At 51.2% G+C, this 25,701-nt stretch carries 23 protein-coding genes and 1 riboswitch; of the genes, 22 read left to right on the top strand and 1 reads right to left on the bottom strand.

Features of this window, described 5'->3' with window-relative positions; genetic code table 11:
• Positions 1–17 precede the first annotated feature (17 nt).
• The 7 genes from ACOZB4_RS17470 to ACOZB4_RS17500 all read left to right on the top strand — a co-directional run bounded on the left by ACOZB4_RS17470 (position 18) and on the right by ACOZB4_RS17500 (position 5,964).
• A complete protein-coding gene (locus ACOZB4_RS17470; protein ID WP_379406731.1) occupies positions 18–443 on the top strand; it encodes a GNAT family N-acetyltransferase in 426 nt (141 codons plus the stop codon).
• 358 nt (positions 444–801) lie between these two features.
• Positions 802–1,968, top strand: coding sequence for a bis-aminopropyl spermidine synthase family protein (locus ACOZB4_RS17475; RefSeq protein WP_379406732.1), 1,167 nt, complete (start codon positions 802–804; stop codon positions 1,966–1,968).
• Positions 1,969–2,030: 62 nt separating this feature from the next.
• Positions 2,031–4,166, top strand: a complete 2,136-nt coding sequence (locus ACOZB4_RS17480) for a DNA topoisomerase III (RefSeq protein WP_379406733.1) — start codon at positions 2,031–2,033, stop codon at positions 4,164–4,166.
• 139 nt (positions 4,167–4,305) lie between these two features.
• Positions 4,306–4,443, top strand: a complete 138-nt coding sequence (locus ACOZB4_RS17485; protein ID WP_012819087.1) for a hypothetical protein — start codon at positions 4,306–4,308, stop codon at positions 4,441–4,443.
• Between the two features lie 235 nt (positions 4,444–4,678).
• Positions 4,679–4,942: a DUF1294 domain-containing protein gene (locus tag ACOZB4_RS17490; RefSeq protein ID WP_076325616.1), complete on the top strand. Its 264-nt coding sequence runs from the start codon at positions 4,679–4,681 to the stop codon at positions 4,940–4,942.
• A gap of 120 nt (positions 4,943–5,062) precedes the next feature.
• Positions 5,063–5,497, top strand: coding sequence for a universal stress protein (locus tag ACOZB4_RS17495; protein ID WP_076325615.1), 435 nt, complete (start codon positions 5,063–5,065; stop codon positions 5,495–5,497).
• A 188-nt stretch (positions 5,498–5,685) separates the two neighbouring features.
• Complete coding sequence (locus tag ACOZB4_RS17500; protein WP_379406734.1) at positions 5,686–5,964, top strand: hypothetical protein; 279 nt, start codon at positions 5,686–5,688, stop codon at positions 5,962–5,964.
• Positions 5,965–5,998: 34 nt separating this feature from the next.
• Here ACOZB4_RS17500 and ACOZB4_RS17505 read toward each other — a convergent pair whose 3' ends face one another.
• Positions 5,999–6,610: a histidine phosphatase family protein gene (locus ACOZB4_RS17505; protein WP_379406735.1), complete on the bottom strand. Its 612-nt coding sequence runs from the start codon at positions 6,608–6,610 to the stop codon at positions 5,999–6,001.
• Between the two features lie 600 nt (positions 6,611–7,210).
• A riboswitch (purine riboswitch) is annotated at positions 7,211–7,312 on the top strand.
• 196 nt (positions 7,313–7,508) lie between these two features.
• Here ACOZB4_RS17505 and purE point away from each other — a divergent pair.
• From purE to ACOZB4_RS17580, 15 genes are all read left to right on the top strand, one after another.
• Positions 7,509–7,994 carry a 5-(carboxyamino)imidazole ribonucleotide mutase gene (purE, locus tag ACOZB4_RS17510; RefSeq protein ID WP_009592351.1) on the top strand — a complete coding sequence of 162 codons (486 nt, stop codon included), beginning with the start codon at positions 7,509–7,511 and terminating at the stop codon, positions 7,992–7,994.
• On the top strand, positions 7,991–9,178 hold the full coding sequence (gene purK / locus ACOZB4_RS17515) for a 5-(carboxyamino)imidazole ribonucleotide synthase (RefSeq protein WP_379406737.1): 1,188 nt from the start codon (positions 7,991–7,993) through the stop codon (positions 9,176–9,178). The genes purE and purK overlap by 4 nt, the downstream gene beginning before the upstream one ends.
• Positions 9,179–9,181: 3 nt before the next feature.
• Positions 9,182–10,477, top strand: coding sequence for an adenylosuccinate lyase (gene purB, locus ACOZB4_RS17520; RefSeq protein ID WP_098742011.1), 1,296 nt, complete (start codon positions 9,182–9,184; stop codon positions 10,475–10,477).
• Positions 10,478–10,743: 266 nt separating this feature from the next.
• Positions 10,744–11,634: a phosphoribosylaminoimidazolesuccinocarboxamide synthase gene (locus ACOZB4_RS17525; RefSeq protein WP_379406738.1), complete on the top strand. Its 891-nt coding sequence runs from the start codon at positions 10,744–10,746 to the stop codon at positions 11,632–11,634.
• Between the two features lie 50 nt (positions 11,635–11,684).
• A complete protein-coding gene (gene purS / locus ACOZB4_RS17530) occupies positions 11,685–11,930 on the top strand; it encodes a phosphoribosylformylglycinamidine synthase subunit PurS (RefSeq protein ID WP_006208285.1) in 246 nt (81 codons plus the stop codon).
• 4 nt (positions 11,931–11,934) lie between these two features.
• Positions 11,935–12,624, top strand: coding sequence for a phosphoribosylformylglycinamidine synthase subunit PurQ (gene purQ, locus ACOZB4_RS17535; RefSeq protein WP_076325609.1), 690 nt, complete (start codon positions 11,935–11,937; stop codon positions 12,622–12,624).
• On the top strand, positions 12,602–14,845 hold the full coding sequence (purL, locus tag ACOZB4_RS17540; RefSeq protein WP_379406739.1) for a phosphoribosylformylglycinamidine synthase subunit PurL: 2,244 nt from the start codon (positions 12,602–12,604) through the stop codon (positions 14,843–14,845). Before purQ ends, purL begins: the two co-directional genes overlap by 23 nt.
• Complete coding sequence (gene purF, locus ACOZB4_RS17545; RefSeq protein WP_379406740.1) at positions 14,830–16,308, top strand: amidophosphoribosyltransferase; 1,479 nt, start codon at positions 14,830–14,832, stop codon at positions 16,306–16,308. Before purL ends, purF begins: the two co-directional genes overlap by 16 nt.
• A gap of 410 nt (positions 16,309–16,718) precedes the next feature.
• A complete protein-coding gene (purM, locus tag ACOZB4_RS17550) occupies positions 16,719–17,759 on the top strand; it encodes a phosphoribosylformylglycinamidine cyclo-ligase (protein ID WP_076325606.1) in 1,041 nt (346 codons plus the stop codon).
• Positions 17,759–18,370: a phosphoribosylglycinamide formyltransferase gene (gene purN, locus ACOZB4_RS17555; protein WP_339270486.1), complete on the top strand. Its 612-nt coding sequence runs from the start codon at positions 17,759–17,761 to the stop codon at positions 18,368–18,370. The genes purM and purN overlap by 1 nt, the downstream gene beginning before the upstream one ends.
• A gap of 151 nt (positions 18,371–18,521) precedes the next feature.
• Entirely contained in the window at positions 18,522–20,069 is a 1,548-nt protein-coding gene (purH, locus tag ACOZB4_RS17560; protein ID WP_379406741.1) for a bifunctional phosphoribosylaminoimidazolecarboxamide formyltransferase/IMP cyclohydrolase, read from the top strand.
• A 218-nt stretch (positions 20,070–20,287) separates the two neighbouring features.
• Positions 20,288–21,556 (top strand): phosphoribosylamine--glycine ligase, encoded by a 1,269-nt coding sequence (purD, locus tag ACOZB4_RS17565; RefSeq protein WP_379406742.1) that lies wholly within the window; start codon positions 20,288–20,290, stop codon positions 21,554–21,556.
• A gap of 540 nt (positions 21,557–22,096) precedes the next feature.
• Entirely contained in the window at positions 22,097–23,407 is a 1,311-nt protein-coding gene (locus ACOZB4_RS17570; protein WP_076325597.1) for a sugar ABC transporter substrate-binding protein, read from the top strand.
• Between the two features lie 97 nt (positions 23,408–23,504).
• Complete coding sequence (locus tag ACOZB4_RS17575) at positions 23,505–24,818, top strand: sugar ABC transporter permease (protein WP_339292417.1); 1,314 nt, start codon at positions 23,505–23,507, stop codon at positions 24,816–24,818.
• On the top strand, positions 24,818–25,660 hold the full coding sequence (locus ACOZB4_RS17580; RefSeq protein WP_076325595.1) for a sugar ABC transporter permease: 843 nt from the start codon (positions 24,818–24,820) through the stop codon (positions 25,658–25,660). The genes ACOZB4_RS17575 and ACOZB4_RS17580 overlap by 1 nt, the downstream gene beginning before the upstream one ends.
• Positions 25,661–25,701: the final 41 nt, after the last annotated feature.

Here is a 25,701-nt window from a genome sequence, read left to right on the forward strand (position 1 = left end):
ATCCGAACGTCAGATTGATGGACAAAACCGACCTTGGAGCATGCTCCGAGCTAATGCTCAAGGTCTTTAGCGGCGAACCCTGGTACGACCAGTGGGACTCCGTACAGCATGTGCAGCAATACCTCACGGAATTTATGGACAATCCGGTATTTCTGGGGTTTGTTATCGAACAGGATGGTAAGATCCTCGGTGCCTCTTTTGGTCATACGAAGAGCTGGTATAGCGGTAAGGAATATCATATCCAGGAATATTATATCGATACCGGTAGGCAGGGCAGCGGATTAGGCTCGGCATTAATGAATGGAATGAAGGCATACTTAAGTTCAATTCACATTCATTGCATGGTGCTGCTAACGGAAAAGGATCTTCCGGCGGAAGATTTTTATCGGAAACATGGTTTTGAAGTGAAGAAGGATATTATTTTTATGGCCAACAGATTTTAGTCGGCGGAATTTATATTGAAAAAATAGGGAGCTGTCTTGATGTCGGTGTGTGTTCTTAACTAACCAAATTTTATAGGACTTTGGCTTGTGCATTGCGAAAAAACCCACTTTATGTGAGTTTTATTTGTCATGCGCGATGGTTCTGAGTCCACCTGGTTAAGAACACAACAGCCATCCCTTATATATTGACTGTACAGCCGTGCTCTGGGCACGGCTTCCCGCTTGGGGGACAGAAGATGGACGATGGTTCATGGACTTCTGTCCCTTTTTTTCATTACTGCAGCACGTATGGGGGTCACGTGTGTTCTTTTCCAGGGGTAATAACAAACTCATATTCAGGAAAAGAGCGTGATTTCACATGATCCATTATATAGAAGAAGTGAAAACCAAGGTTCGTCTGCAGGAAGGCGTCCAGGTGATCGAACAGTTGCTGGTAGCGAGTTATATGCGGCCCGGTATATCAACCAAAGAGCTGGCACGTCATACGTATCTGCCGGTTCCGGTTGCTTCGGCGATCAAGAAGGAGCTCATCAAGGCAGGGGCTCTCATTCAAGACCGGGGGGTGCGCTGCACCGATTCCGGGAAGTCCTATATTGAACACGAGCTGGGGTACGGAGGCATCGATATAGATCTGTATCAGAAGCTTCTGGCCGGCGAAGTCGATTGGCAGGAGGAGCTTTCTGATGTACTAGCGAGGCTCACGGAGATTCTGGAGATGCGTCCGCAAGTCGATGTACAGATTGACCAATCCCAATGCACGGTAGAGACGAGTCTGCGGAGGGCGATTCTTTGTCTGAGGGAGCACTGTCTGATCGGGAAGAACATTCTGTGTGTTGGCGATGACGACCTGGTGAGCATCTCGCTCGGTCTGCTGCTTAAACGGCTGTTCCCGCACGCGAAGGACCAAAGAGCCGCCATTACGGTTATGGATATCGATGAGCGATTCCTGCGATTTATCCAGGGCGCGGCTGCAAAAGAAGGTTTATCGGTTACATGCAGGCATATCGATCTCAGGCAGCCTTTGCCTGAGGGCTTGAACGGGCAATATGATTGCTTCTTCACGGATCCGCCGTACACGCTACAAGGGCTGACTCTGTTCTTATCCAGAGGCATTAGCGCGCTGAAACGCCAGAAGGGATGCCCCATTTTTCTCTCCTTCGCCCACAAATCTCCCGATTTTACATGGTCCATGCAGCGTGAATTCGTCCGTATGGGTTTATCGGCAAAGCAGGTCCTGCTTCATTTCAATCAATATATTGGAGCGCAGATGATCGGTAATAGCGGTCAGATGATCGTGTTAACAACGACGGAATTTACGGCGCCGCGTGTTACAGATTCTTTCGAGGATGAGCTCTACACAGGCGAAGTTAGGCGAACCGTTCGAACCTACAGATGCATCCAATGTCAGGGGGAGCTGCAGGTGGGCGTGCAGGGTGATTTTTCCACGATCGAGGATTTGAAGAAGCAGGGCTGTCCGGTATGCGTCAATCATACGTTCACATGGCTGGCTAAGAAAACGATCTGACTTATCTTTGTGGAAACAATCGAGGGAAGGTTATAATAGGGGAATAGAGGAAGGGGAGGGCTATGAAAGTATTAGTATTGGCTGAGAAGCCGTCCGTTGCGAAGGAAATTGCGAGAGTAATGGGCAGCCGTGAGAAGCAGAAGAATTATTTTGAAGGACCAAAATATATTGTGACCTGGGCGCTTGGACATTTGGTAGGACTTGCCGAACCCGAGGACTATGATAAGAAGTACCAGACCTGGGTTCTGGAGGATTTGCCGATCCTGCCGGATAACACAAGGCTTAAGGTGTTGAAGGAAACAAGTCACCAGTTCAAGACGGTCCAGCATCTGATGAAGCGCCCGGATGTCGGCGAGATGATTATTGCCACCGATGCTGCCCGTGAAGGGGAGCTGCTTGCGCGCTGGATCCTCAAAATGGCGAAGTGGAACAAGCCGTTCAAACGGCTGTGGATTTCTTCCCAGACGGATAAGGCGATCAAGGAAGGTTTTGCATCACTCAAGCCGGGGCAGCAGTTCGACAGGCTGTATGAGTCCGCACGCTGCCGGGCGGAAGCGGATTGGATGGTTGGACTGAATGTGACGCGTGCGCTGACGACCAAATTTAATGCACAGCTGTCGGCAGGCCGGGTTCAGACGCCAACGCTCGGAATGATCATGGACCGGGAGAAGGAGATCGTGATTTTCCGCTCCCAGGAATATGAGACGCTGCAGGCGGATCTGGGGAGCTTTGAGGTATCGTGGCGTCCGGCCGGCGGAGACGGTCGTCTATTCGAGAAGGATAAGGCGGCCAAGCTGAAGCAGAAGCTGGAGGGCAGCACCGGAAAAATCGTCAGCGTGAAAAAGAGCGAAAAAACCGAACCGCATCCGCTGGCATACGATTTGACCGAACTGCAGCGGGATGCCAACCGCCGATTCGGGTTCTCGGCCAAGCAGACCTCGAATGTGCTGCAGCGCCTGTATGAGCAGCATAAGCTGGTCACCTATCCGCGTACGGACAGCCGTTACCTGACATCCGATATGGTCGGAACGTTGAAGGAAAGGCTGTCGAGCATTGCCATCGGGCCTTATGCGTCCATTGCTCGTCCGTTGCTGCGTAAGAACTTATCGCCAGGCAAACGGGTCGTGGATGACAGCAAGGTTACGGATCACCATGCCATCATTCCAACCGAACAAACCGTGCTGCTGAATCAGTTATCTGTCGATGAACGCAAGCTGTACGATCTTATCGTACGCCGGTTCATCAGCTTGTTCTATCCTCCTGCCCGTTACGATAACGTATCGGTTACAGTTCAGATTGAGGGGGAGCAGCTTTACGCGAAAGGGACTACGATCAAGGATAGCGGCTGGCGTGAGGTATACGGCGGCGATTATGATGATGACGCTGACGACGAGCAGGATGATGCTCAGGGTCAGTCTTCAGGCAAGCTCCTGCCGGAGCTGCGAGAAGGAGAGTCGGTGAAGGTGGTCCGCTGTGTGCTGAAACCGGGACGTACCCAGCCGCCAAAGCGTTATAACGAAGCGGCGCTGCTCTCCCAGATGGAGAAGCACGGACTTGGAACCCCCGCGACCCGGGCTGATATCATCGAGAAGCTGGTTAGCTCGGACACGATTGAACGGCAGGGGCAATCCCTCCATCCGACAGGCAAAGGCAAGCAGTTGATTGAGCTTGTCGCTCCAGAGCTGAGAACACCGGAGCTCACGGCGCGCTGGGAGGCCGAGCTCGAACGGATTGCGAAGGGGCAAGGCAAGCCGGAACCATTCTTGCGCGGAATACGGGACATGACCAAGAAGCTGGTCACGGATGTGAAGGGAAGCGAAGCGGAGTATAAACCGCATAATGTCTCGAACAGCCACTGTCCGGATTGCGGGACAAGACTGCTGGAGAAGAAGACCAAGCGCGGCAAGCTGTTAGTCTGCCCGAGTGACGACTGCGGATATAAGCGTTCAGGCGAGAAGCGTCTGTCCAACCGCCGCTGCCCGCAGTGCCACAAGAAGATGGAGATGAAAGAAGGCAAGGCGGGGCTGTTCGTGCAGTGCCTGGGCTGCGGCATTACGGAAACGCTGAAGAAAGACGCCAAGCATGTGAACAAACGCGAGGAGCGGAAGCTCGTGCAGCAATACAGCAAGCCGGAGTCGATTGGTTCGAACCTGGGCGACCTATTAAAGGCGGCCCTTGAGCAGAAGGGGAAGGAATAATCTGCAATGGTGAGTCTGCCGAGGGGTGCTGCTGTAGTCCCACGATGTGCATCTTCCAAGGCTTGTAATGCGTTTTTCTTACCGTTGTTAGCATAACCTCGGGTGCAATGGCTCATTCTACGGACAGGGGGTGAATTGCATGCCGAATCATAAAGCAAGAAAAACCGAAAACCAGCAGAACAAATCAAGCATTCTTGAGGAGAGCAAGACCCTCAAACCGAAAAAGGCTGCAGACTATGTTCCGAGCCTTAACGAAATATCCAAGAATGAATCATAAGTTTTCGTAGTGGTTGAGTATGGTCTGGTTGTCATTATGCCGGACACGGGTCCGCTCCGATTTATGACGTCGGCCGTGTCCTAATAATGGCGTTCATAGATGGCTTGCCTATGGGCTAAGATTGTTTAACTGACATTGTCTTCATTAGCCTGCAGTTCTATAATAACAGTAGAACGCAAAGCAAATGGCTGATTGGGCAAGATCGATCAGTTGGAATGGGGGTGCGTGAACCAACGTGAGACCTGCACTGATCGTTTGGTTTATTTTTATCAATGCGGTAGCCTATCTGGTCATGTCCGAGGATAAGCGGCGTGCCCGAATGGGACGGGATCGGGTTCCGGAGCGAACACTATTTCTGCTGGCTGCCATCGGAGGGGCCTTGGGTGTATGGATTGCCATGTACCGCAAACGTCATAAAACGAGGCATTTATCTTTTAAACTGGGCGTGCCGCTGTTGTTAGTCGTGAATGTTGCGCTATACACGTACTTCTGGGGATAAGTCGGATTCATCTGAATTACATAGGAATATTACAGCAAGTCAGCAAGCTCGTTTCATATCGGTATGAAGTTGTTTAATAATAAGTAGTAGGTCTTTTAACTATAGAAAGAGGTGGCCTGTATGCTTTTTACTAAAATTCTTCTAGCTTACGACGGCTCCAAAGCAGCGAATAAAGCGCTCGGACGTGCGGTTGAACTTGCTAAGGTAACACCGGGAGCTACGCTGGATGTCATTCATGCTTACGATTTTCCGCGTTTCTTCGTTGGGGAAGGGCTTGCCCCGATTCCAGCTTCACTTAATAAAGATGTCTACGATCTTGCCGTGCAGACGACAGAGGAAATCCGCGAGCGGATTGAGAACTCAGGCGTTACCGGTCAAGTGGAGATGATCCAGGGTCCTCCGGCTGAAGTTATTCTGGAGTACGCGAATCAGAACGGCAGTGATCTTATTGTCATCGGCAGCCGCGGTCTTGGCGGAATTCGCGAGTTTGTACTCGGCAGTGTCAGCCATAACGTAGTGCAGCATGCAAAGATCCCGGTACTGGTAGTGAAATAATGTTGTTGGGGACGCTGAGGCGTCCCTTTTTTCTGAGAAAGTACGTCGATGACGTTTTTCTGGGATTCAAACGTTCTTCGGTTTTGCATCCGCAGGTACCGCTTCATTCTTATCGTACACGATATTCTGCGTCTTCGATCTAACAGCGGTCCGTTAGGGTGATAGTTTTTTTAAAAGCGGAGGTTCATATGGAAATTATTCTACTTATAGTCTTGGTTGTTTTGGTCTGTCTTATGGTGTCCAGTCGAATGTCGGCAATGGAGAAGCGAATGAAACTGCAGCAGAACACGTTAAAACAAATTGCAAACCAATTAGGCATACCCGAGCCGCCGGTACATGAGGAAGCCAAAAGGTTGCTGGAGGAGGGGCAGGAGATTAAAGCGATTAAAATCGTACGAGAAGAATTAGGATTGTCTTTGGTGGAAGCCAAACAATATGTAGATGCCATGAAGCATGGTGAGCAGTAGAACGGGCGTGAGATGAAACGCAGTTTTTTTTCAGTTATAGATGAGGTGTTGCATTCTCCAGGGTAAGCTCCCAACGTCCATCGCGGTATTCGATCTTGTGCAGCCCAGTGTTCGCAACGGGAAAGAACGGATTCTTATTGCTCCATCTTATATCCTTCATCAGATGATAAATGATATTGATAACTCCACCGTGAGTGACAACCAGTACGTTCTCATGATTATTCGCCGATACCTGATCTTGGCATAGTCTGGTGAAGGTTTCCTTAATCCGCACAAAATTCTCCTGGGGGCTCTCACCGCCAGGGTATTTTTCGTCCATCCGTAAACTGGAGAAATACAAACCTGGATACCTCTCCTCTGCTATAGGGTTGGGCATTCCGGCGAGCAGACCATTATTCATCTCCCGCCAATCCTCAAAAGCTTGAAAGGGAAGGCCAAGCTTATCGGCAATGATGGCCGCAGTCTGATAAGCCCTCTGCAGATCGCTACACACGATCCGGTGGATATTATAAACATGCTTGTGTTCATTCAAGTATTGCCCCAGCTTCTCCGCTTGCCCGATCCCTTCGTTTATGAGCCCGCGCTGGCTCCACCCTCCGCGGTACCCTTCTTCATCTTGACCATGCCTAACGAGATAAATAGCCATAGGCGCCTCCTAAGAATAGATTCTGTTTGTAGCATTTAAACAGACTAACCCAACTGGTATAAATGTCGGATTAGTTGTTTTGTTGTATTTAATACTAGTGCAGCTGTTAAGAATTCGACATTCGCCTTTATCTTCCTTGTAAGTAATTACAGTAAAGAGCAGAATACGGTCTTATTTAATTCTGCGATAACACTTTTCCCTTACCCTCTATGCAGCAGCAAAAAATTTTTCATTGAAGAAACTCCAGCGGAGCGGACGAATCGTGGATGGAGAAGCGCCAGCGTTCGCCTTTAAACACGGGAAACATCCCTATTTAGTTCAATCCAGTTTCCCGTGTTTAACAGCCGATCGGAATCACGATGCGTCAGCGCAGCGGCTGCCAATGCTCAACATGTACTGCTCACGGCCCTTAATGTCCGACAGTTGACTCCGGCTTTTAAAGCTTACAGCCTCCTGGGAGTTTTTGCTGATGCATGCTTACTCCCTAGATACGAACATTATATTTTCTATAAATCCGATTGTTCGTGTTTAGGTTGACATGAGGTGTCGGAAATTGATAAACTGAGGATGTTGAGGTTCAAAATAACTTATGAAGCGTGATTGATGAAATTTAATATTTCTCGTATAAAGCCGGGGATATGGCCCGGAAGTCTCTACCCGGAAACCGTAAATTTTCGGACTACGAGGGAATACAAACGGTGCGGCTACGAAGGGGCTTGATTTCGTGTTTGCCTCTTAGGCGAGCGGATGCGCAAGATTCTTCTGCTTGACGCAGGCAGCAGCGTTCGTAATCCTTGTATGTCCGAGACCTGCACAGACTTTGTGTTTACGGGATCGGACTTTTTTTTCAGCAGTTAACCATGATATTGTCGAATTTCGAAGAAAGCGGGGGTAACTCATGACAGCACAAGTAGGAGTCATTATGGGAAGCCAATCAGATTGGGATACGATGTCCCATGCATGTCAGGTGCTAGACGAGCTTGAAATTCCTTATGAGAAAAAAGTCGTATCCGCTCACCGGACACCGGACTTGATGTTCCGGTATGCCGAGGAAGCGGAAGGCCGGGGGCTTCGCGTCATAATCGCCGGAGCCGGCGGAGCCGCTCACTTGCCCGGGATGGTCGCTTCGAAGACGGTATTGCCGGTTATTGGCGTTCCGGTGAAATCGAAAGCGCTGAAGGGGTTGGATTCATTGCTGTCGATCGTGCAGATGCCAGGGGGCATTCCGGTAGCGACTGTAGCGATAGGCAAAGCGGGAGCCACGAACGCCGGATTGCTCGCAGCCCAGATTTTAGGCACTTCGGATGCAGGGATTCGCGAAAGAGTGCAAGCGCGCCGAGACCGTATCCGTGATGAAGTGCTGGAAAGCAGCGATAACCTATGATGGGGAACGGAGCACAGCAGACGCGAGTATCCGGCAAAAAGCTACTGCCTGGTTCCGTCATTGGCGTACTTGGCGGGGGACAGCTCGGACGGATGATCGCGCTGGACGGGATCCGGATGGGATATTCGTTCGTCACCCTCGATCCGACACCGAACTCCCCGCTGGGGCAAATGGCCGAGCAGGTTACGGCCCGGTATGACGATGTGGAGGCTGCCCGGCAGCTTGCCGTCAAAGCGGACGTCATTACGTACGAATTCGAAAATGTCGATGCGGGCGTGGCTCAGCTTCTGGAGGAGCAGTCTTATGTTCCGCAAGGAAGCAAGCTGTTGTACACCACGCAGCACCGGCTGCGCGAGAAGGCCGCGATTGAAGCGGCCGGCGTACCGGTTGCACCGTATCGTGAAATAACAAGCTTGGAAGATTTACGATCCGCCGCCTCTGAACTTGGACTTCCCTGCGTGCTTAAGACCGCCATGGGAGGTTATGATGGTAAAGGGCAAGCGGTTCTCCGCAGCGAAGATGAGCTGGAATCAGCCTACAGGGAGCTGGCTGCCAGCGGGACTGAGCTGGTGTTGGAGAAGTTTGTGAAGTTTGCGTGCGAGATCTCTGTGATCGCGGCGCGCACCCCCAGCGGCATCGTGAAGAGCTTCCCTCCGGCAGAGAACGTGCATGTCAACAATATCTTGCACTTGTCGATCGTGCCTGCTCGCGTGACGAGTGAAGTAAAGCGCAAAGCATGCCAGCTCGCGGAACGCGTGGCAGAAGGAATGGGAGCTGTTGGCCTGCTGGCTGTCGAGATGTTTGTGACCGAGGATGGGGAGCTGTACGTGAATGAGCTTGCACCTCGTCCGCATAACTCGGGTCACTATACGATGGAGGCATGCTCAACCTCCCAATTCGAGCAGCATGTGAGAGCGATCTGCGATTTGCCGCTCGGGGACACAACGCTGCTGAGCCCGGTCGTCATGGTGAACCTCCTGGGGCAGCATCTGGAGGAAGCGGTACGGCGTTTTGGAGAGCACGACGCGCTTGCAGAGTCTCTCGGCGTTGTGCCTAAGCTTCATCTATACGGCAAGAGCGAGTCGAAGTTTAACCGCAAGATGGGACATATCAATCTCTTGTGCGGGGATGTCGATGCAGCGCTTGAATGGGTAGAGAAAACTAATATTTGGAGGCAGGATTAAACGATGATTGAACGTTACAGCAGACCGGAAATGCGGGCGATTTGGACCGAGGAGAACAAATTCAGAGCATGGCTGGAAGTGGAATTGTGCGCATGCGAGGCATGGGCCGATCTTGGTGTCATTCCGAAGGAAGATACCGTTAAGCTTCGCCAGAATGCGACCTTTAATATGGACCGGATTTATGAAATCGAGCAGGAAACCCGCCATGATGTCATCGCTTTTACCCGCGCGGTATCTGAAAGTCTTGGCGAGGAGCGCAAATGGGTCCACTACGGATTGACTTCGACGGATGTCGTTGATACCGCGATGGGATATCTGCTCAAACAAGCCAACGATATTTTGGAGCAGGACATCCTGCGTTTTATCGGTATTTTGAAAGAGAAGGCACTGGCCTACAAGCATACCCCGATGATGGGCAGAACGCATGGCGTGCACGCAGAGCCGACAACCTTCGGTTTGAAAATGGCGCTGTGGCATGAAGAGATGATCCGCAACCTGGAGCGTTTCCGCCATGCGGCTGACGGCGTGCAGTATGGCAAAATTTCCGGCGCAGTTGGAACGTATGCCAACATCGATCCTTCGGTTGAAGAATTCGTCTGCCGCAAGCTCGGTACGAAGCCGGCGCCGATCTCGACCCAGACGCTGCAGCGTGACCGTCACGCGGAATACATGGCAACACTTGCGCTGATCGGTACTTCGCTTGAGAAGTTCGCTACTGAAGTACGCGCGCTCCAGAAGAGTGAGGTTCGCGAGGTCGAAGAGGCATTCGCCAAAGGACAAAAAGGCTCCTCCGCGATGCCGCATAAACGGAATCCGATCGGTTCGGAGAACATCTCGGGTCTGGCGCGTGTCATTCGCGGCCACATGGTTTCCGCTTACGAGAACGTGTCGCTCTGGCATGAGCGGGATATTTCCCACTCCTCGGTAGAGCGTATTATCCTGCCGGACGCTACGATGCTGCTGAACTACATGCTGAACCGCTTCGGCAACATCGTGAAGAACCTGACAGTCTTCCCGGAGAACATGAAGCGCAACATGGCTCGCACATACGGCGTTCCTTTCTCCGGCCGGATCATGACGAAGCTGATCGACAAGGGCTTCAGCCGCGAGCAAGCGTACGACACCGTTCAGCCGCGAGCTATGCAGGCATGGGAAGAGCAGCGTCAATTCCGCGAGATCGTGGAATCCACGCCTGAGATCACCGAGGTGCTCAGCGCCGAGGAGATCGAAGATGCCTTCAATCCAAGCTGGCATCTGAAGCATGTGGATACCATTTTTGCCAAGCTGGGGTTGGAGTAAGTTAGCTGGCATAGGAAGTTTCTACAACGGAGAAGGCGGAATTGTTTTGTAGAAGCGTCAGCGGTCTCCTTTGTCCCCGGATTTCAACCATATAATCGTATGTAATAGAAATCTGGGGACAACAGAGATCGGAAAAATAATCCGCATTCGTAGTGATGAATAAGTTGAAAATCTTTAACATGAGAGCATTCTATTTTTCATCCGACAGAACTATAGGGAGCGACGGTCTCAGGCTGAGATATACGTCGCCCCAAGGGGAGGAACACATGACATTATCGGCATTATCGACCGCCACTCATCTGGTCAACGTACCGCTGCTGTATAAGGGCAAGGTTCGTGAATTGTACGACCTGGGCGAGCATGTACTCATTGTAGTAACCGACCGTATTTCCGCTTTTGACTATGTGCTGGAGCCTCCTGTACCGGCCAAAGGAACCGTGCTGAACAAACTGAGCGCCTTCTGGTTTGAACAAACGGAACAGCTCATCAGCAACCATGTCGTGCATACGGACGTGAACCTCCTGGGGGATGCCGTCAAGGACAAGGATCTGCTGGATGGACGAATCATGGTGTGCCGCAGGGCCGAGCGTATCGATATCGAATGCGTGGTGCGCGGATACATCACCGGCGGAGGCTGGAGGCAGTATCAATCCTCGGGAGAGGTCAACGGCATTAAGCTGCCGGAGGGTCTGCGTAAGAATGAGGCTTTTCCGGAGCCGATCTTCACGCCTGCGGCCAAGAACGATGTCGGCCATGACGAGGACATTTCGCTTTCCCGCATGAAGGAGCTTGTCGGCGAAGAGCTCGCATTGCAGCTGCAGGACAAAAGTCTGATGCTGTACAAGTTTGCCCGCGATTACTGCCGCAAGCACGGCATTATTTTGGCCGATTGCAAGTTTGAGTTCGGATTGATCGACGGAGAGATCGTCCTGATCGATGAGATCTTCACGCCGGATTCCTCCCGTTTCTGGGATGAGAAGAATTATGCGCTCGACATTGAGATTGACAGTATGGATAAGGAGCCTGTACGCACGTATCTCGCTTCGTCCGATTGGGATAAGAACAGTGAGCCGGATCCCCTGCCGCAGGCCGTGGTGGAGGAGACGACGCGCCGCTACACCGACATTTACAGCCGAATCACGGGCGCAAGTCTGTAAAGCTTTTATAAACCATTTCATTCATATATACCGAGGAGGAACAGGATACAATGTTGAAAGCAAAGGTCTACGTCACGATTAAGCAGAGCGTATTGGACCCTCAAGGGGTAGCGGTGCAAGGTGCACTTCATTCGATTGGGTACAAGGAAGTGGAGAGTCTGCGGATCGGTAAATATATGGAACTTGAGCTGGGTACGGACAACCGTGAGGAAGCCGAACAGCGAGTGAAAGAAATGTGTGAAAAGCTTCTGGCTAATACGGTGGTTGAGAACTACCGTTATGAATTGGAGGGCTAAACCAATGAGATTTGCAGTGCTGGTCTTTCCTGGCTCCAATTGTGATATTGACTGTTATAAGGCGGTAGAGGAGGCAATCTCGCAGCCGGTGGATTATGTGTGGCATACGGCTACGGATCTTTCCCCATACGATTGCATTTTGGTACCCGGCGGATTCTCCTATGGAGATTATCTCCGGTGTGGTGCGATTTCCCGATTCGCCCCGGTTATGAGCGAAGTGGCGAAGGCGGCAGAAGAGGGCAAGTATATTCTTGGTATCTGCAACGGATTTCAGATTTTGACGGAAGCCGGACTCCTTCCGGGAGCACTGCGCCGTAATGATTCAATGAAATTCCGCTGCCATGACACGGTGCTCAAAGTGAACAATAATACAACGCCGTTTACGCGCGATTACGCGGAGGGGCAAGAGATTGTCATTCCCATTGCGCATGGCGAGGGCAACTATTACTGTGATGAAGAAACACTTCAAAAGCTCCGGGACAACCGGCAAATCGTATTTACGTATCAAAACAATCCGAACGGCTCGATTGAGGATATCGCAGGCATCTGCAACGAGCGCGGCAATGTGATCGGCATGATGCCGCATCCGGAGCGCGCGGTCAGCAGCTTGCTCGGCTCGGATGACGGTAAAGCAATGTTTACATCCATATTACAGGCATGGAGGGATACTCATGGCGCAGCAAACGTCCGTTAAGGAACCGACAGCAGAACAGATCGCAGAGCATCAGATTTACAAGCAAATGGGAGTTTCGGACAGCGAGTATGAGCTGATCTGTTCCTTCATGGGACGCAAGCCGAATTACACGGAAATCGGCGTATTCAGTGTTATGTGGTCCGAGCATTGCGCCTACAAAAATTCCAAGCCGCTGCTTCGTCGTTTCCCGACAAGCGGCCCGCGCGTCCTGATGGGACCGGGCGAGGGCGCTGGGATCGTCGATATCGGCGACAACCAGGCGGTTGTATTCAAAATCGAAAGTCATAACCATCCGTCCGCTGTAGAGCCTTATCAAGGTGCAGCCACGGGCGTTGGCGGCATTATCCGCGATATTTTCTCCATGGGGGCAAGACCGGTAGCGATTCTCAACTCGCTTCGGTTCGGCAAGCTGGAGAGCGATCGCGTTAAATATTTGTTTGAACACGTGGTATCCGGTATTGCCGGTTACGGCAACTGCATCGGTATCCCGACGGTAGGCGGCGAGGTTGTATTCGACGAAAGTTATGAAGGCAATCCGCTGGTCAATGCGATGTGCGTCGGCGTTATCGACCATGATAAGATTCAGCGCGGCGTTGCAAAAGGGGTAGGCAATCCGGTCTTCTATGTCGGCCCTCCAACTGGCCGCGATGGCATCCACGGGGCGACCTTCGCTTCCGTAGAGCTGACGGAGGAATCCGAAGCGAACCGTACGGCCGTTCAGGTCGGCGATCCCTTCATGGAGAAACTCGTGATGGAATCCTGCCTCGAGCTGATTGATTCCGGTATCGTGCTGGGCATTCAGGATATGGGCGCGGCTGGGTTGACTTGCTCCAGTGCGGAAATGGCAAGTAAAGCAGGCAACGGTCTTGAGTTGTACCTGGACCAAGTGCCTCAGCGCGAAGAGGGCATGACGCCTTATGAAATGATGCTATCGGAATCCCAGGAACGGATGCTGTTCGTGGTTGAGCCGAAGCATGAAGCGCAAGCGCGCGAAATCTTCGAACGCTGGGGCGTTATCTGCGCTAAAGTCGGCAAAGTAACGGACGATGGCCGCCTGAAGCTAATCCACCACGGTGAGGTGGTAGGCGATATGCCGGTTAAAGCGCTCGTCGACGAATGCCCGATCTATAACAAACCATCCCAGGAACCGGCTTATTACAAAGAGCAGGCTGCGGTGGATACGCTTCGTTATGAAGAAGTGAAGGATTTGGGCGGTGCCCTTAAGAAGGTGCTCGGTTCGCCAAGCCTTGCAAGCAAAGCATGGGTATACAACCAATACGATTATATGGTTCGCACCAGCACGGCCGTTCGTCCGGGTTCGGATGCTGCTGTCGTAACGGTGCATGGAACGCGCAAAGCCCTGGCGATGACAACGGACTGTAACGGACGTTACGTCTACCTCGACCCTGAGCTTGGCGGCAGAATCGCCGTTAGCGAAGCAGCGCGCAATATCGTGTGCTCCGGTGCCGAGCCGCTGGCGATTACGGATAACCTGAACTTCGGAAGCCCGGAGAAACCAGAAATTTTCTGGCAGATGGAAAAAGCCGTGGACGGCATGGCGGAAGCTTGTCGTGAGCTTGAAACGCCGGTCATCGGCGGTAATGTCAGCCTCTACAACGAGAATGCCAAAGGCGCGATTTATCCGACGCCGGTTGTCGGCATGGTCGGCCTGATCCATGATACGGATCATATTACAACACAAGGCTTCAAGGCGGAAGGCGATGCCATCTATGTGCTGGGTGATACCCGTGCGGAACTTGGGGGCAGCGAGTTCCAAGCGATCATTCACGGGGTGTCGGAAGGCAGACCGCCTGAACTGAACCTGGATACTGAGAAGAAATTGCTCGGCGGCGTACTGAAGGCCATCCAATCCGGTCTGGTACAATCCGCGCATGATGTGTCGGAGGGGGGACTTGCAGCCGCGCTGGCGGAGAGCTGTATCAGCGGCAACGTTGGGGCGAGCGTACAATGGTCAACCGATCTGCGTCACGACGTAGCGCTCTTTAGCGAGAGCCAATCCCGGATCGTGTTGTCGGTGTCCCCAGATCATAAGAATGCGCTGGAGAAGCTCCTGCAAGAAGCGGGTGTTCCATTTACCGCGCTTGGCGTAGTCGGCGGGAATAAGCTTAGCATTAACATTAACGGTGCTTCTGCGCTGGAAGAATCCGTGGAGGCTTTGAAATCCGTCTGGGAGGATGCCATTCCATGTCTCATGAACTGATACCCGAAGGACTGTGGACAGGGGATTACTACAATGAGGGAACAGGTCAGAGCGATATTTTCGATACATTAAAAGAAGAGTGCGGCGTATTCGGGGTGTTTGGGCATCCCGATGCCGCCTCCCTTTCCTATTACGGGCTTCACGCCCTCCAGCACCGCGGCGAGGAAAGCGCAGGAATCTGCGTGGCCGATGGCGAGAACTTCAATTATCATCGCGGTATGGGACTGGTAAAAGAAGTGTTTGATAAAGACAAGCTGGAATCGCTGAAGGGCAGCATGTCGATCGGGCATGTTCGTTATTCAACCAGCGGGGACAGCGGGCTGACGAATGCGCAGCCGCTCGTCTTTAAATACCGCGAAGGCAATCTGGCAATCGCAACGAACGGCAACATCGTCAATGAGCCGAAGCTTCGGCGCGAGCTGGAGATGGAGGGTTCCATTTTCCAGACGACCAGCGATACGGAGGTCATTGCGCATCTGATTGCACGGTCGCCGAAGGACTTTGTCGAGGCTGCCAAGGATGCCTTGCGGCGTCTGGTGGGCGGGTTTGCCTTTCTGCTCATGACCAATGACAAGCTGCTCGTCGCCTCGGACCCGAACGGACTCCGTCCGCTGACGATAGGCCGTCTGGGCGATGCGTATATCTTAACCTCCGAGACCTGTGCACTTGAAGTCATCGGGGCGGAAGCGATCCGCGATGTCGCTCCCGGGGAGCTGCTGATTCTCGATCGGAACGGGCTTCGGGAAGAGCGGTATACGGAAGCGGGACGCAAAGCGTTGTGTGCGATGGAATATATTTATTTCTCCCGTCCAGACAGCGATCTGAACGGCTCCAACCTGCATTCGGCCCGCAAACGGATGGGCAGCAAGATGGCACTGGAATCGTTCGTGGATGCGGATGTGGTTACGGGCGTACCGGATTCCAGCATCTCGGCCGCTATCGGTTATGCCGAGCAAACGGGCATTCCTTATGAGCTGGGATTGATCAAGAATAAATACACGGGCCGGACGTTCATTCAGCCGAGCCAGGAGCTGCGCGAGCAGGGCGTGAAGATGAAGCTGAGCGCGGTACGGCGTGTGGTCGAAGGCAAACGGGTGGTCATGATTGATGACTCCATTGTACGGGGAACCACGTCCCGTCGGATCGTCAATCTGCTTCGCGAAGCGGGCGCGACCGAAGTGCATGTACGGATTACGTCACCGCCGTTCAAGAATCCCTGCTTCTACGGCATCGATACGCCGGACCGCAGGGAGCTGATCGCCTCCGAGAAAAGCATCGAGGAAATCTGCCGGGAGATCAACGCGGATTCCTTATCGTTCCTGAGCCCGGAAGGACTCATATCCGCCATTGGCGGTTATGATGAGCACAGCCCTAAAGGCGGCTTGTGCATGGCCTGCTTTGACAATGATTACCCGACGCAGATTGATTTTAACGGGGAAGAGAAGATGGGCTGCAGCTGCTGATTCTGCAGTGGACAGCCATTTTTTCTAGGTTTTATCCTTTAAGTGAATGTTCAAAAAGGTCGGTTTTCAGCACCGAGAAGGTTGGATGAAGCAGGGACGTCAGGAGCGGATCGTACGTTTGGTACGTGAGCACCTGGAGGCCCGGTTGAATTTAAGATTCGATGCGGAGTGGCTTCCTGATTCACTTCGTGTTAGATATAGAATTTATTCGTTATCAGCAGAGCTGATGAAATTCTATATCGCAAGAAAACCTACCTTTGAATCGCGGTTGCTCATCCTTGATTGCCTCGATTGGTTTTCTTATCAAAAGAGAGCTTTTTGAACAACCTCTTTAAGCTGATTATTGATTAAGCCCATAAATGATATGTGAACGGATACTTTCGTCATAACGAAAAAGGAGTGTTGAGCGCGTGTCGGATACTTACAAACAAGCAGGCGTGGATATCGCTGCAGGCAACGAAGCGGTAGAGCGGATGAAAAAGCATGTCAAAACGACTTTCAGACCGGAAGTCATGACCGACCTCGGGGGTTTTGGCGCACTATTCAAGCTGAATAAAGACCAATATGAAGAGCCGGTACTCGTCTCAGGCACGGATGGCGTCGGCACAAAGCTGAAGCTCGCATTCGCGATGGACCAACATGATACCATCGGCATTGATGCGGTAGCGATGTGCGTGAACGATATTGTGGTGCAAGGCGCAGAACCGCTCTTTTTTCTCGATTATTTAGCGTGTGATAAGGTCATTCCGGCCAAAATCGAGTCCATTGTCAAAGGGATCGCTGACGGATGCAATCAAGCAGGCTGTTCCTTGATCGGCGGAGAGACGGCGGAAATGCCAGGCATGTACAGCGAAGGCGAGTATGACATCGCGGGCTTTACCGTAGGCATTGTCGACAAAAGCAAAATGATCAACGGGTCGAATATCGCGGCAGGCGACACGGTGATTGGTCTAGCATCCAGCGGTGTGCACAGCAATGGCTTCTCGCTTGTCCGCAAGCTGCTTCTGGAGGATGCCGGCTACTCCCTGCAGCAAGAGCTTCCGGAACTGGGCGGACGTCTTGGGGACGTGCTGCTCGCACCAACAAAAATTTATGTCAAGCCGCTGCTTGGACTGTTGAAAGAGATCGAAGTAAAGGGCATGGCGCATATTACGGGCGGCGGATTCATCGAGAACATTCCGCGCATGCTGCCGGATGGCGTCAATGTCGACATCGAATACGGCTCTTGGCCGATTCTGCCGATCTTTAAGCTGATGCAGGAAAAAGGCAACATTTCGAACAAGGATATGTTTACGACATTTAATATGGGAATCGGGATGGTGCTTGTCGTTAAGGAACAGGATGCAGACGGGGTGCTTCAATACCTCCGCTCCGCAGGCGAAGAGGCTTATGTGATCGGCCGCGTGACCGAAGGCGAGCGTCTCGTAACCTTCACGGGAGCTGAGGTGTAATGAGACCGTTTCGGATTGCGGTTTTCGCTTCCGGCAGAGGCAGCAACTTTCAGGCTTTGGCAGACGCGCAGCACAGGGGGGCTTTGGGCGGCGTAATCAGCATTCTGGTATGCGATAAGCCGCAGGCTCCCGTCGTGGAGCTGGCTCAAGCGGCGAATGTGGATGTATTCGCGTTTCAGCCGAAGGAATATGCTACGAAGGAAGATTACGAACGTGAAATTGCGGTAGAGCTTCAGCAGCGTGGTGTCGAATTAATTGTCCTTGCAGGATATATGCGGTTGTTGAGTCCGTCCTTTGTCGAGTTCTATAGCGGCCGGATTATTAACATTCATCCTTCGCTGCTGCCTGCTTTTCCTGGTAAAGACGCGATTGGCCAAGCGCTGGATTATGGCGTGAAGATGACCGGTGTCACGGTTCATTTCGTTGATGGCGGCATGGATACCGGACCGGTTATTGCTCAGAAAGCTGTAGAGATCAAGGAAGGCGATACGGCGGAATTGCTGGCACAGCGTATTCACGCGGTGGAGCAGAAGCTATACTCCGAAGTCGTTTCCTGGTTTGCCCAGGGGCGGATTTCGCTGAACGGGCGGAATGTGACGATTACCGAATAAGCTATTGTAATAAAGCGGACAAGGTTTTTCTGTTAATCGACATGTTCGATATTTCTCGGGAAATAATTTGCAATTATGGATCTTCGACAGCATATACGGAATCAAGACAGGTCTACTTAGTTGATTTTCATTCAAAATAGGGGGTATGAACGTGGGTATCAAAAGAGCTTTGGTCAGCGTTTCGGATAAAACCGGCATCGTGGAATTTTGCCGCGAGTTGTCTTCATTGGGTGTAGAGATCATTTCGACAGGAGGAACGAAGAACCTCCTCGCCAAAGAAGGAGTTCCTGTCATCGGCATTTCCGATGTGACCGGATTCCCGGAGATTCTGGACGGACGCGTCAAAACCCTTCATCCAGCCGTGCACAGCGGTCTGCTTGCCATTCGTGACAGCGAAGAGCATCAGCGTCAGATGCAGGAGCTGGGCCTCGATTATATCGATATGGTCGTGGTTAACCTGTACCCATTCCAGGAAACGATTGCGAAGCCGGATGTCGAGTATGAGGATGCAATCGAAAATATCGACATTGGCGGTCCAACGATGCTGCGTTCGGCTGCGAAAAACCATGCTTTTGTGAGCGTGGTTGTCGATGCTGCGGATTATGGCAGCGTGATTGAGGAAATCCGCGGCGGCGGCGACACGACCTTGGAAACCCGTAAACGTCTTGCAGCCAAGGTGTTCCGTCATACGGCAGCCTACGATACGTTGATTTCCGACTATTTGTCGAATGTAACGGGTGATCCGCTTCCTGAGCGCTTTAGCGTGACTTACGAGAAGATTCAGGACCTTCGTTACGGCGAGAATCCGCATCAAAAAGCGGCCTTTTACCGTAAACCGCTGGCACCTGCGGGTACCTTGACGACAGCGGAGCAGCTGCATGGCAAAGAGCTCTCCTACAACAATATCAATGATGCGAACGCAGCCCTGCAGATCGTGAAGGAGTTTGACGAGTCGACCGTGGTGGCCGTGAAGCATATGAACCCTTGCGGCGTTGGCATCGGGACGAATGTGCTGGAAGCTTATCAAAAGGCTTATAACGCCGACCCGACATCCATCTTTGGCGGCATCGTGGCAGCGAACCGGACGATTGATGCTCCGACGGCGGATCTGCTGAAGGATATCTTCCTTGAAATTATCCTGGCACCGGACTTCACGCCGGAGGCGCTGGAGATTCTGACGAAGAAGAAGAACATCCGTCTTCTGAAGATGGGCGAGTTCGGCTCGGCCAAGGAGCGCCAAAGCACGCTTGCCGTGACAACTATCGAAGGCGGCATGATTGTGCAGGAAAGCGATGTGCATTCCCTGGATGCCGCTGACCTGCAAGTTGCAACAGATCGCAAACCAACGGAAGAGGAGCTAAAGCAGCTGCTCTTCGGCTGGAAGGTTGTAAAGCATGTGAAGTCCAATGCGATCGTATTGGCAGCAGACGACATGACCGTTGGCGTTGGCGCAGGTCAGATGAACCGTGTCGGCTCGGCGCGCATTGCGGTGGAACAGGCAGGAGAGAAAGCCAAGGGCGCCGTTCTTGCTTCCGATGCGTTCTTCCCGATGGGAGATACCGTAGAGCTTGCAGCGAAAGCCGGCATTACCGCCATCATTCAGCCGGGCGGCTCCATTAAGGATGAGGAATCCATCAAGGCTGCCAACGAATACGGTATTGCCATGGTGTTCACTGGCGTGAGACATTTTAAGCACTAATTCATAAGCATAAAATGGGAGCTTCGCTACATCCGTCAGGCTGCAGCTGAAGGATCACCTTTCATCCAGCAACATATAGAGGCGACGCCGCTCTTTCGAGCGCGCCGCCTTTAAGTTTAAAGGGACAAGAAGGTAAAGGCTACCTCACGCTTCGCCCTGTAAATCATTTATGTTATGAAATTTTATCGGTAAATTGAAATGAATCGGGAGGCAAAACCATGGATATTTTAGTTATCGGAGGCGGCGGAAGAGAGCATGCCATCGTATGGGCACTGGCAAAGAGCCCAAAAGCGGATAAGATTTACTGTGCACCTGGCAATGCTGGCATTGGACAGCTGGCCGAGTGCGTGCCGATTGCGGTATCAGAGTTTGATAAGCTGGCAGCATTCGCAGTGGAGAAGCAAGTGGGACTCATTGTCGTCGGTCCGGATGATCCGCTGGCTGACGGTATCGTAGACGCGTTTGACGTTACAGGCATCCCGGTATTTGGTCCGCGTAAAAATGCAGCCGAAATCGAGGGCAGCAAAACCTTCATGAAGGATCTGCTCCATAAATACGGCATTCCGACGGCAGCTTACGCGAAGTTCGACAATTATGAGGAGGCGCTTGCTTACTTGCGCCAGCAAGGCGCGCCGATTGTCGTGAAAGCGGACGGGCTCGCAGCCGGCAAAGGCGTTACCGTTGCAAGGACGATCGAGGAAGCCGAGCAGGCGCTTAGCGACATTATGCAATCGAAGGTGTTTGGCGATGCCGGAAGCCGGGTGGTCATCGAGGAGTTCCTGGAAGGCCAGGAAATGTCGATCCTCGCCTTTGTGGATGGTGAAACCGTGAAGCCGATGTCGGCGGCACAGGATCATAAACCGGCTTATGATGGAGACCAGGGACCGAACACGGGAGGGATGGGAACGTATTCGCCATTGCCTCATATTCAGCCATCCATCATCGAAGAGGCGATTGAGACGATCATCAAGCCTACGGCAAAAGCGATGGTAGCCGAAGGGCGTCCGTTCCGGGGCGTTCTGTTCGCCGGATTGATGATCACGCCGGACGGCAAACCGAAGACCATCGAATTTAACGCCAGATTCGGCGACCCGGAAACGCAGGTTGTATTGCCGCGTCTGAAGACCGACCTGCTTGACGTTTTCCTTGCTGCCGTAAATGGAAACCTGGCTGATCTTGAGCTGGAGTGGAGTGACGAAGCGGCTGTATGTGTCATTCTGGCTTCTGGCGGTTATCCTGCATCGTATCCGAAAGGAATTGCGATCACTGGGCTGGAGAATGAGCAGGACGGGACGATTGTATTTCATGCGGGCACTTCTCGCAATGCTGATGGGACGTGGAGAACGAATGGAGGACGTGTCCTCGGCGTTGTCGGTTTAGGGGCTGATATCGCTTCAGCACGTGCGAAAGCCTATGAACGGGCAGAAGCGATTGCATTTGAAGGCAAGCAAAACCGGACGGATATTGCGCTGAAGGCGCTGCAATAAGCAAGCTTCATTCGCTAACATCCATACAAAAAATTAAAGGACTGCCGCAGATCTGTATCCACAGATCATGAGCGGTAGTCCTTTTTTGCAATTATCGAAAATACATGGGGAAACTAAGCTAAGATTTCAGACCGCCTCCTGGTAGGTTGGGTTTAATCGTTTCTAATTCGCATTATTGTGCAAACGTTTGTTCAATAAGCAACCATTTATTATGCATTCTTGTCTCAAACAACGTGCGAAATGACAGGATTGCACAGCATATGCACAACTATTTTTACGATAACTTACGAAATAGAGTGAATAGTGAAGGTAATAAGAGATTATATGCTTAAAACGGGTAAAAATGATCTGTGCAAACGTTTTTACATTCGATATTAAATGTTGTATGATGTTTTCAGTGAATGAAGCGCTTTCTCAACGGGATTTTTCCTAAGTATCTCGTCAGATGCTACATAGAAAAAGAGACGCTGAAAATTTCTGAAATCGTTTGCGCAGATTTCCAACATTTTCTGATCATTTATTGAGAGGGGTAATCATGGAATGAAGATGAAGAAACTACTTACGCTAGCTGCAACCTTCACGTTGGCGTTCTCCATTACAGCGTGCGGAGGAAATTCACCTGCTCCTGCTGCTGAGGCACCTGCTGAGAATCCACCGGCACAGGAGACGCCGGCCGAAAATACAGAAGCACCGGAACTTAAGCCAGAGGAAGGCGCTAAATTGATCGTATGGGAAAGTAGAGACGAAAGAGCCTACACGGATGCGGTTGCTAAAGAATTTACCGAAAAATACGGTGTTGAAGTAACGATCGAAGAATTGTCTCCAACCGACCAAGTGACCAAGCTTCAACAAGACGGACCATCCGGATTGGGTGCTGACGTTGTATTGTTCCCTCACGATAACCTGGGTAAAGCCGTAGCTACAAACCTGGTTCTGCCAAATGATTACTTCGAAGAAAAAACGAAGAGCAGCAACACGGAAGCCGCTATCCAAGGCGTAAGTTATGACGGCGTTCTGTATGGATACCCGCGCGCTGCTGAAACATACCTGATGTACTACAACAAAGACTTGGTAAAAGAAGTTCCAACAACGATGGAAGAAGTTATTGAGTTCAGCAAAACTTTCACAGATAAATCCAAGAACAAATATGGATTCATGTTCGAAACAGGTAACCTGTACTTCGCCTATCCATTCCTTGCTTCCAATGGCGGCTACATCTTTGGTAACGGCGGCGCAGATGTCAACGATATCGGCCTCAACAATGAAGGCGCAGTCAAGAGTATGGAAGTTTACGCAAGCCTGAAAGAAATCCTTCCTGTTAAATCCGGCGACATTACGCCTGATATTAAACGCGGACTGTTCACATCCGGCGATCTGGCTATGGACATTAACGGACCTTGGGAGCTTGGCGGATATAAAGAAGCGCTTGGCGACAAGCTTGGCGTTGCTCCAATCCCAACCATCGGCGGCCAGCCTGCTGTATCGTTCTCCGGTATCAAAGCTTGGTACGTAAGCTCGTTCACGAAATACCCGCAAGCCGCTCGCTTGTTCGCGGACTTTGCAACAAGCAAAGAAGCTCAATTGAAACTGAGCGCATTGGTTGGATCGGTTCCGACAAACAATGAAGCTCAAGAAGACGATCAAATCAAGAATGACGAGTATGTATCCGCATTCACAGAGCAATTCAAATCTTCCCAACCGATGCCATCCGTTCCTGAAATGGCTAACGTATGGTCTCCTGTAGGTGCTGCATTGGCTGAGATCTGGGATAACAACAAAGACGTAAAAGAAACGCTTGATAAAGCTGTAAATCAAGTGAAAGATCTCAACAGTGGTGGAGCTAGCGAGTAATTACGTTCTTATATAATACGAGAAAGATGAAGAAGTTCACCCGCCGAACAACCGGCGGGTGATTCCTCGATTATATGGAGAGGAGAATGGAGGGAGCATGCGTCAACATCGTACGACAGCAGCCGTATTATCAGCCATCTGTATGGGTCTGGGTCAGCTTTACAACCGACAATGGATCAAAGGCGTTCTTTTACTTATCGTAGGTATATTCAGTCTGTATTACTTCATCAACAACCTGGGTGATGCCATCTGGGGAATGACAACTTTGGGGGAACAGGGAAGCCATTTAGAGAAAGTCAACGGTTTAACCCAAATGGTAGCAGGTGACCATTCCATCAATCTCCTGATTGAAGGACTTATCACCATGATTATGTTTGCGATTTTTCTTATCGGATATTATGCCAATATCAAAAACGCATATAACGCTGGAAAACTAAGGGAACAGGGTGGAAAACCCAACAATTTCAGACAGACCCTTTATTATATTTTTGAATGGAAATTCGCGCAATCTTTCCTGACACTGCCGGCGATCGGTATTTTGTTTTTTACGGTCATGCCGATTATCTTCATGGTCATGCTGGCGTTTACCAACTATTCCGCTCCAAACAATCTGCCGCCGGCGAATCTGGTTGACTGGGTTGGTTTCAAAACCTTTACCAATCTCGTTGCATTGAAATCATGGAGCCACACCTTCTTCGGCGTCCTGACCTGGACGATCATCTGGGCGGTGCTGGCAACAGTAACGACGTATTTTGGCGGTGTGCTTGTTGCACTGCTTATTCAACAAAAGGGAATTCGTTTCAAAGGCGTATGGCGTGTCATTCTGATCATTCCATATGCGATTCCGCAGCTGATTTCTTTGCTAGTGATGCGTAATATGTTTAACGGGCAATTCGGACCGATCAACCAGTATTTAAGATATTTCGGTTTGGAAGGCCTGCCATGGCTGACCGATCCGGTCTGGGCCAAAGTGACCGTTATTATCGTTAATATGTGGGTAGGTATCCCGGTATCCATGCTTCTTGTCATGAGTGTCCTGACTACGATTCCGAAAGATCTCTATGAAGCGGCCGATGTAGATGGGGCAACTGGATTCCAGAAATTCAAGATCATCACCCTGCCGATGATTATGTTCTCGACGGCACCGGTTCTGATTACGCAGTTTGCCGGTAATATCAATAACTTTAACTTGATTTTCCTCCTGACGAACGGTAACCCGGTTGTGGGTGACTATCAATACGCGGGCGCGACGGACCTGCTGGTAACCTGGCTCTATAAACTGACGCTGGATCAGCAGCGCTACAGCATGGCATCGGCCATCGGTATTATCATCTTCATGATTATTGCGACCTTCTCGATTTACAATTATCGCAGAACCAGATCCTTTAAAGAGGAGGATATGATCCAATAATGGGAATTAAAATGAGAAATGCGATTCGTCTGACGGCAAGTTATATCACGCTTGTCATCATCGCGATCGGTTGTATTTACCCGGCGCTCTGGATTATTCTGGCCTCTTTCCGTCCCGGAAAGTCGTTGTACAGCAAATCCTTGATTCCAGAATCTTTTACGCTCAGTCATTATAAAGAATTGTTTACGTCCCAAAGCTTTCTGTTTGGCACGTGGTATATGAATACATTGAAAATTGCGATATTCTCCATGATTATCGGGACCATTCTTGTCCTGCTTACAAGTTATGCGGTATCCCGGTTCCGGTTTAAAGGCCGGCAGAATGCGCTATCGGTCATTCTCGTGCTGGGGATGTTCCCGGGCTTCATGAGTATGATCGCCTTGTATATCCTGCTGAACTCCCTGGATCTGCTGAACACGCATGCGGCAATGATTATCGTGTATGCGGCAGGGGCGCCGCTAGGCGGAACTCTGATCATGAAGGGCTTTCTGGATACGATACCGCGAAGTTTGGATGAAGCGGCGAAGATCGACGGAGCCACCAATTTCCAGATTTTCCGCAAAATCATTCTGCCGTTGTCGAAGCCGATGATCACGTATATGGGCTTGACCCTGTTCGTTGGTCCGTGGGTAGACTTTATCTTTGCCAGACTCGTGCTCCGGACAAAAGAAAACTGGACGCTCGCCGTCGGTCTATGGGATCTCGTCAACTCGACTCAAGACAGTAACTTTACGCTGTTCGCAGCGGCATCGGTGCTGATCGCACTGCCGATCACCCTGCTGTTTGTGTTCCTGCAGCGTTTGCTGGTCGATGGCATGACGGCTGGTGCAAGCAAAGGGTAAGGAACGGATAGCTAATCGTATGGATTCATCATAAGACAGAT

The sequence above is a fragment of the Paenibacillus sp. NPDC058898 genome (assembly GCF_049316025.1).
Classification (GTDB): domain Bacteria; phylum Bacillota; class Bacilli; order Paenibacillales; family Paenibacillaceae; genus Paenibacillus_AQ.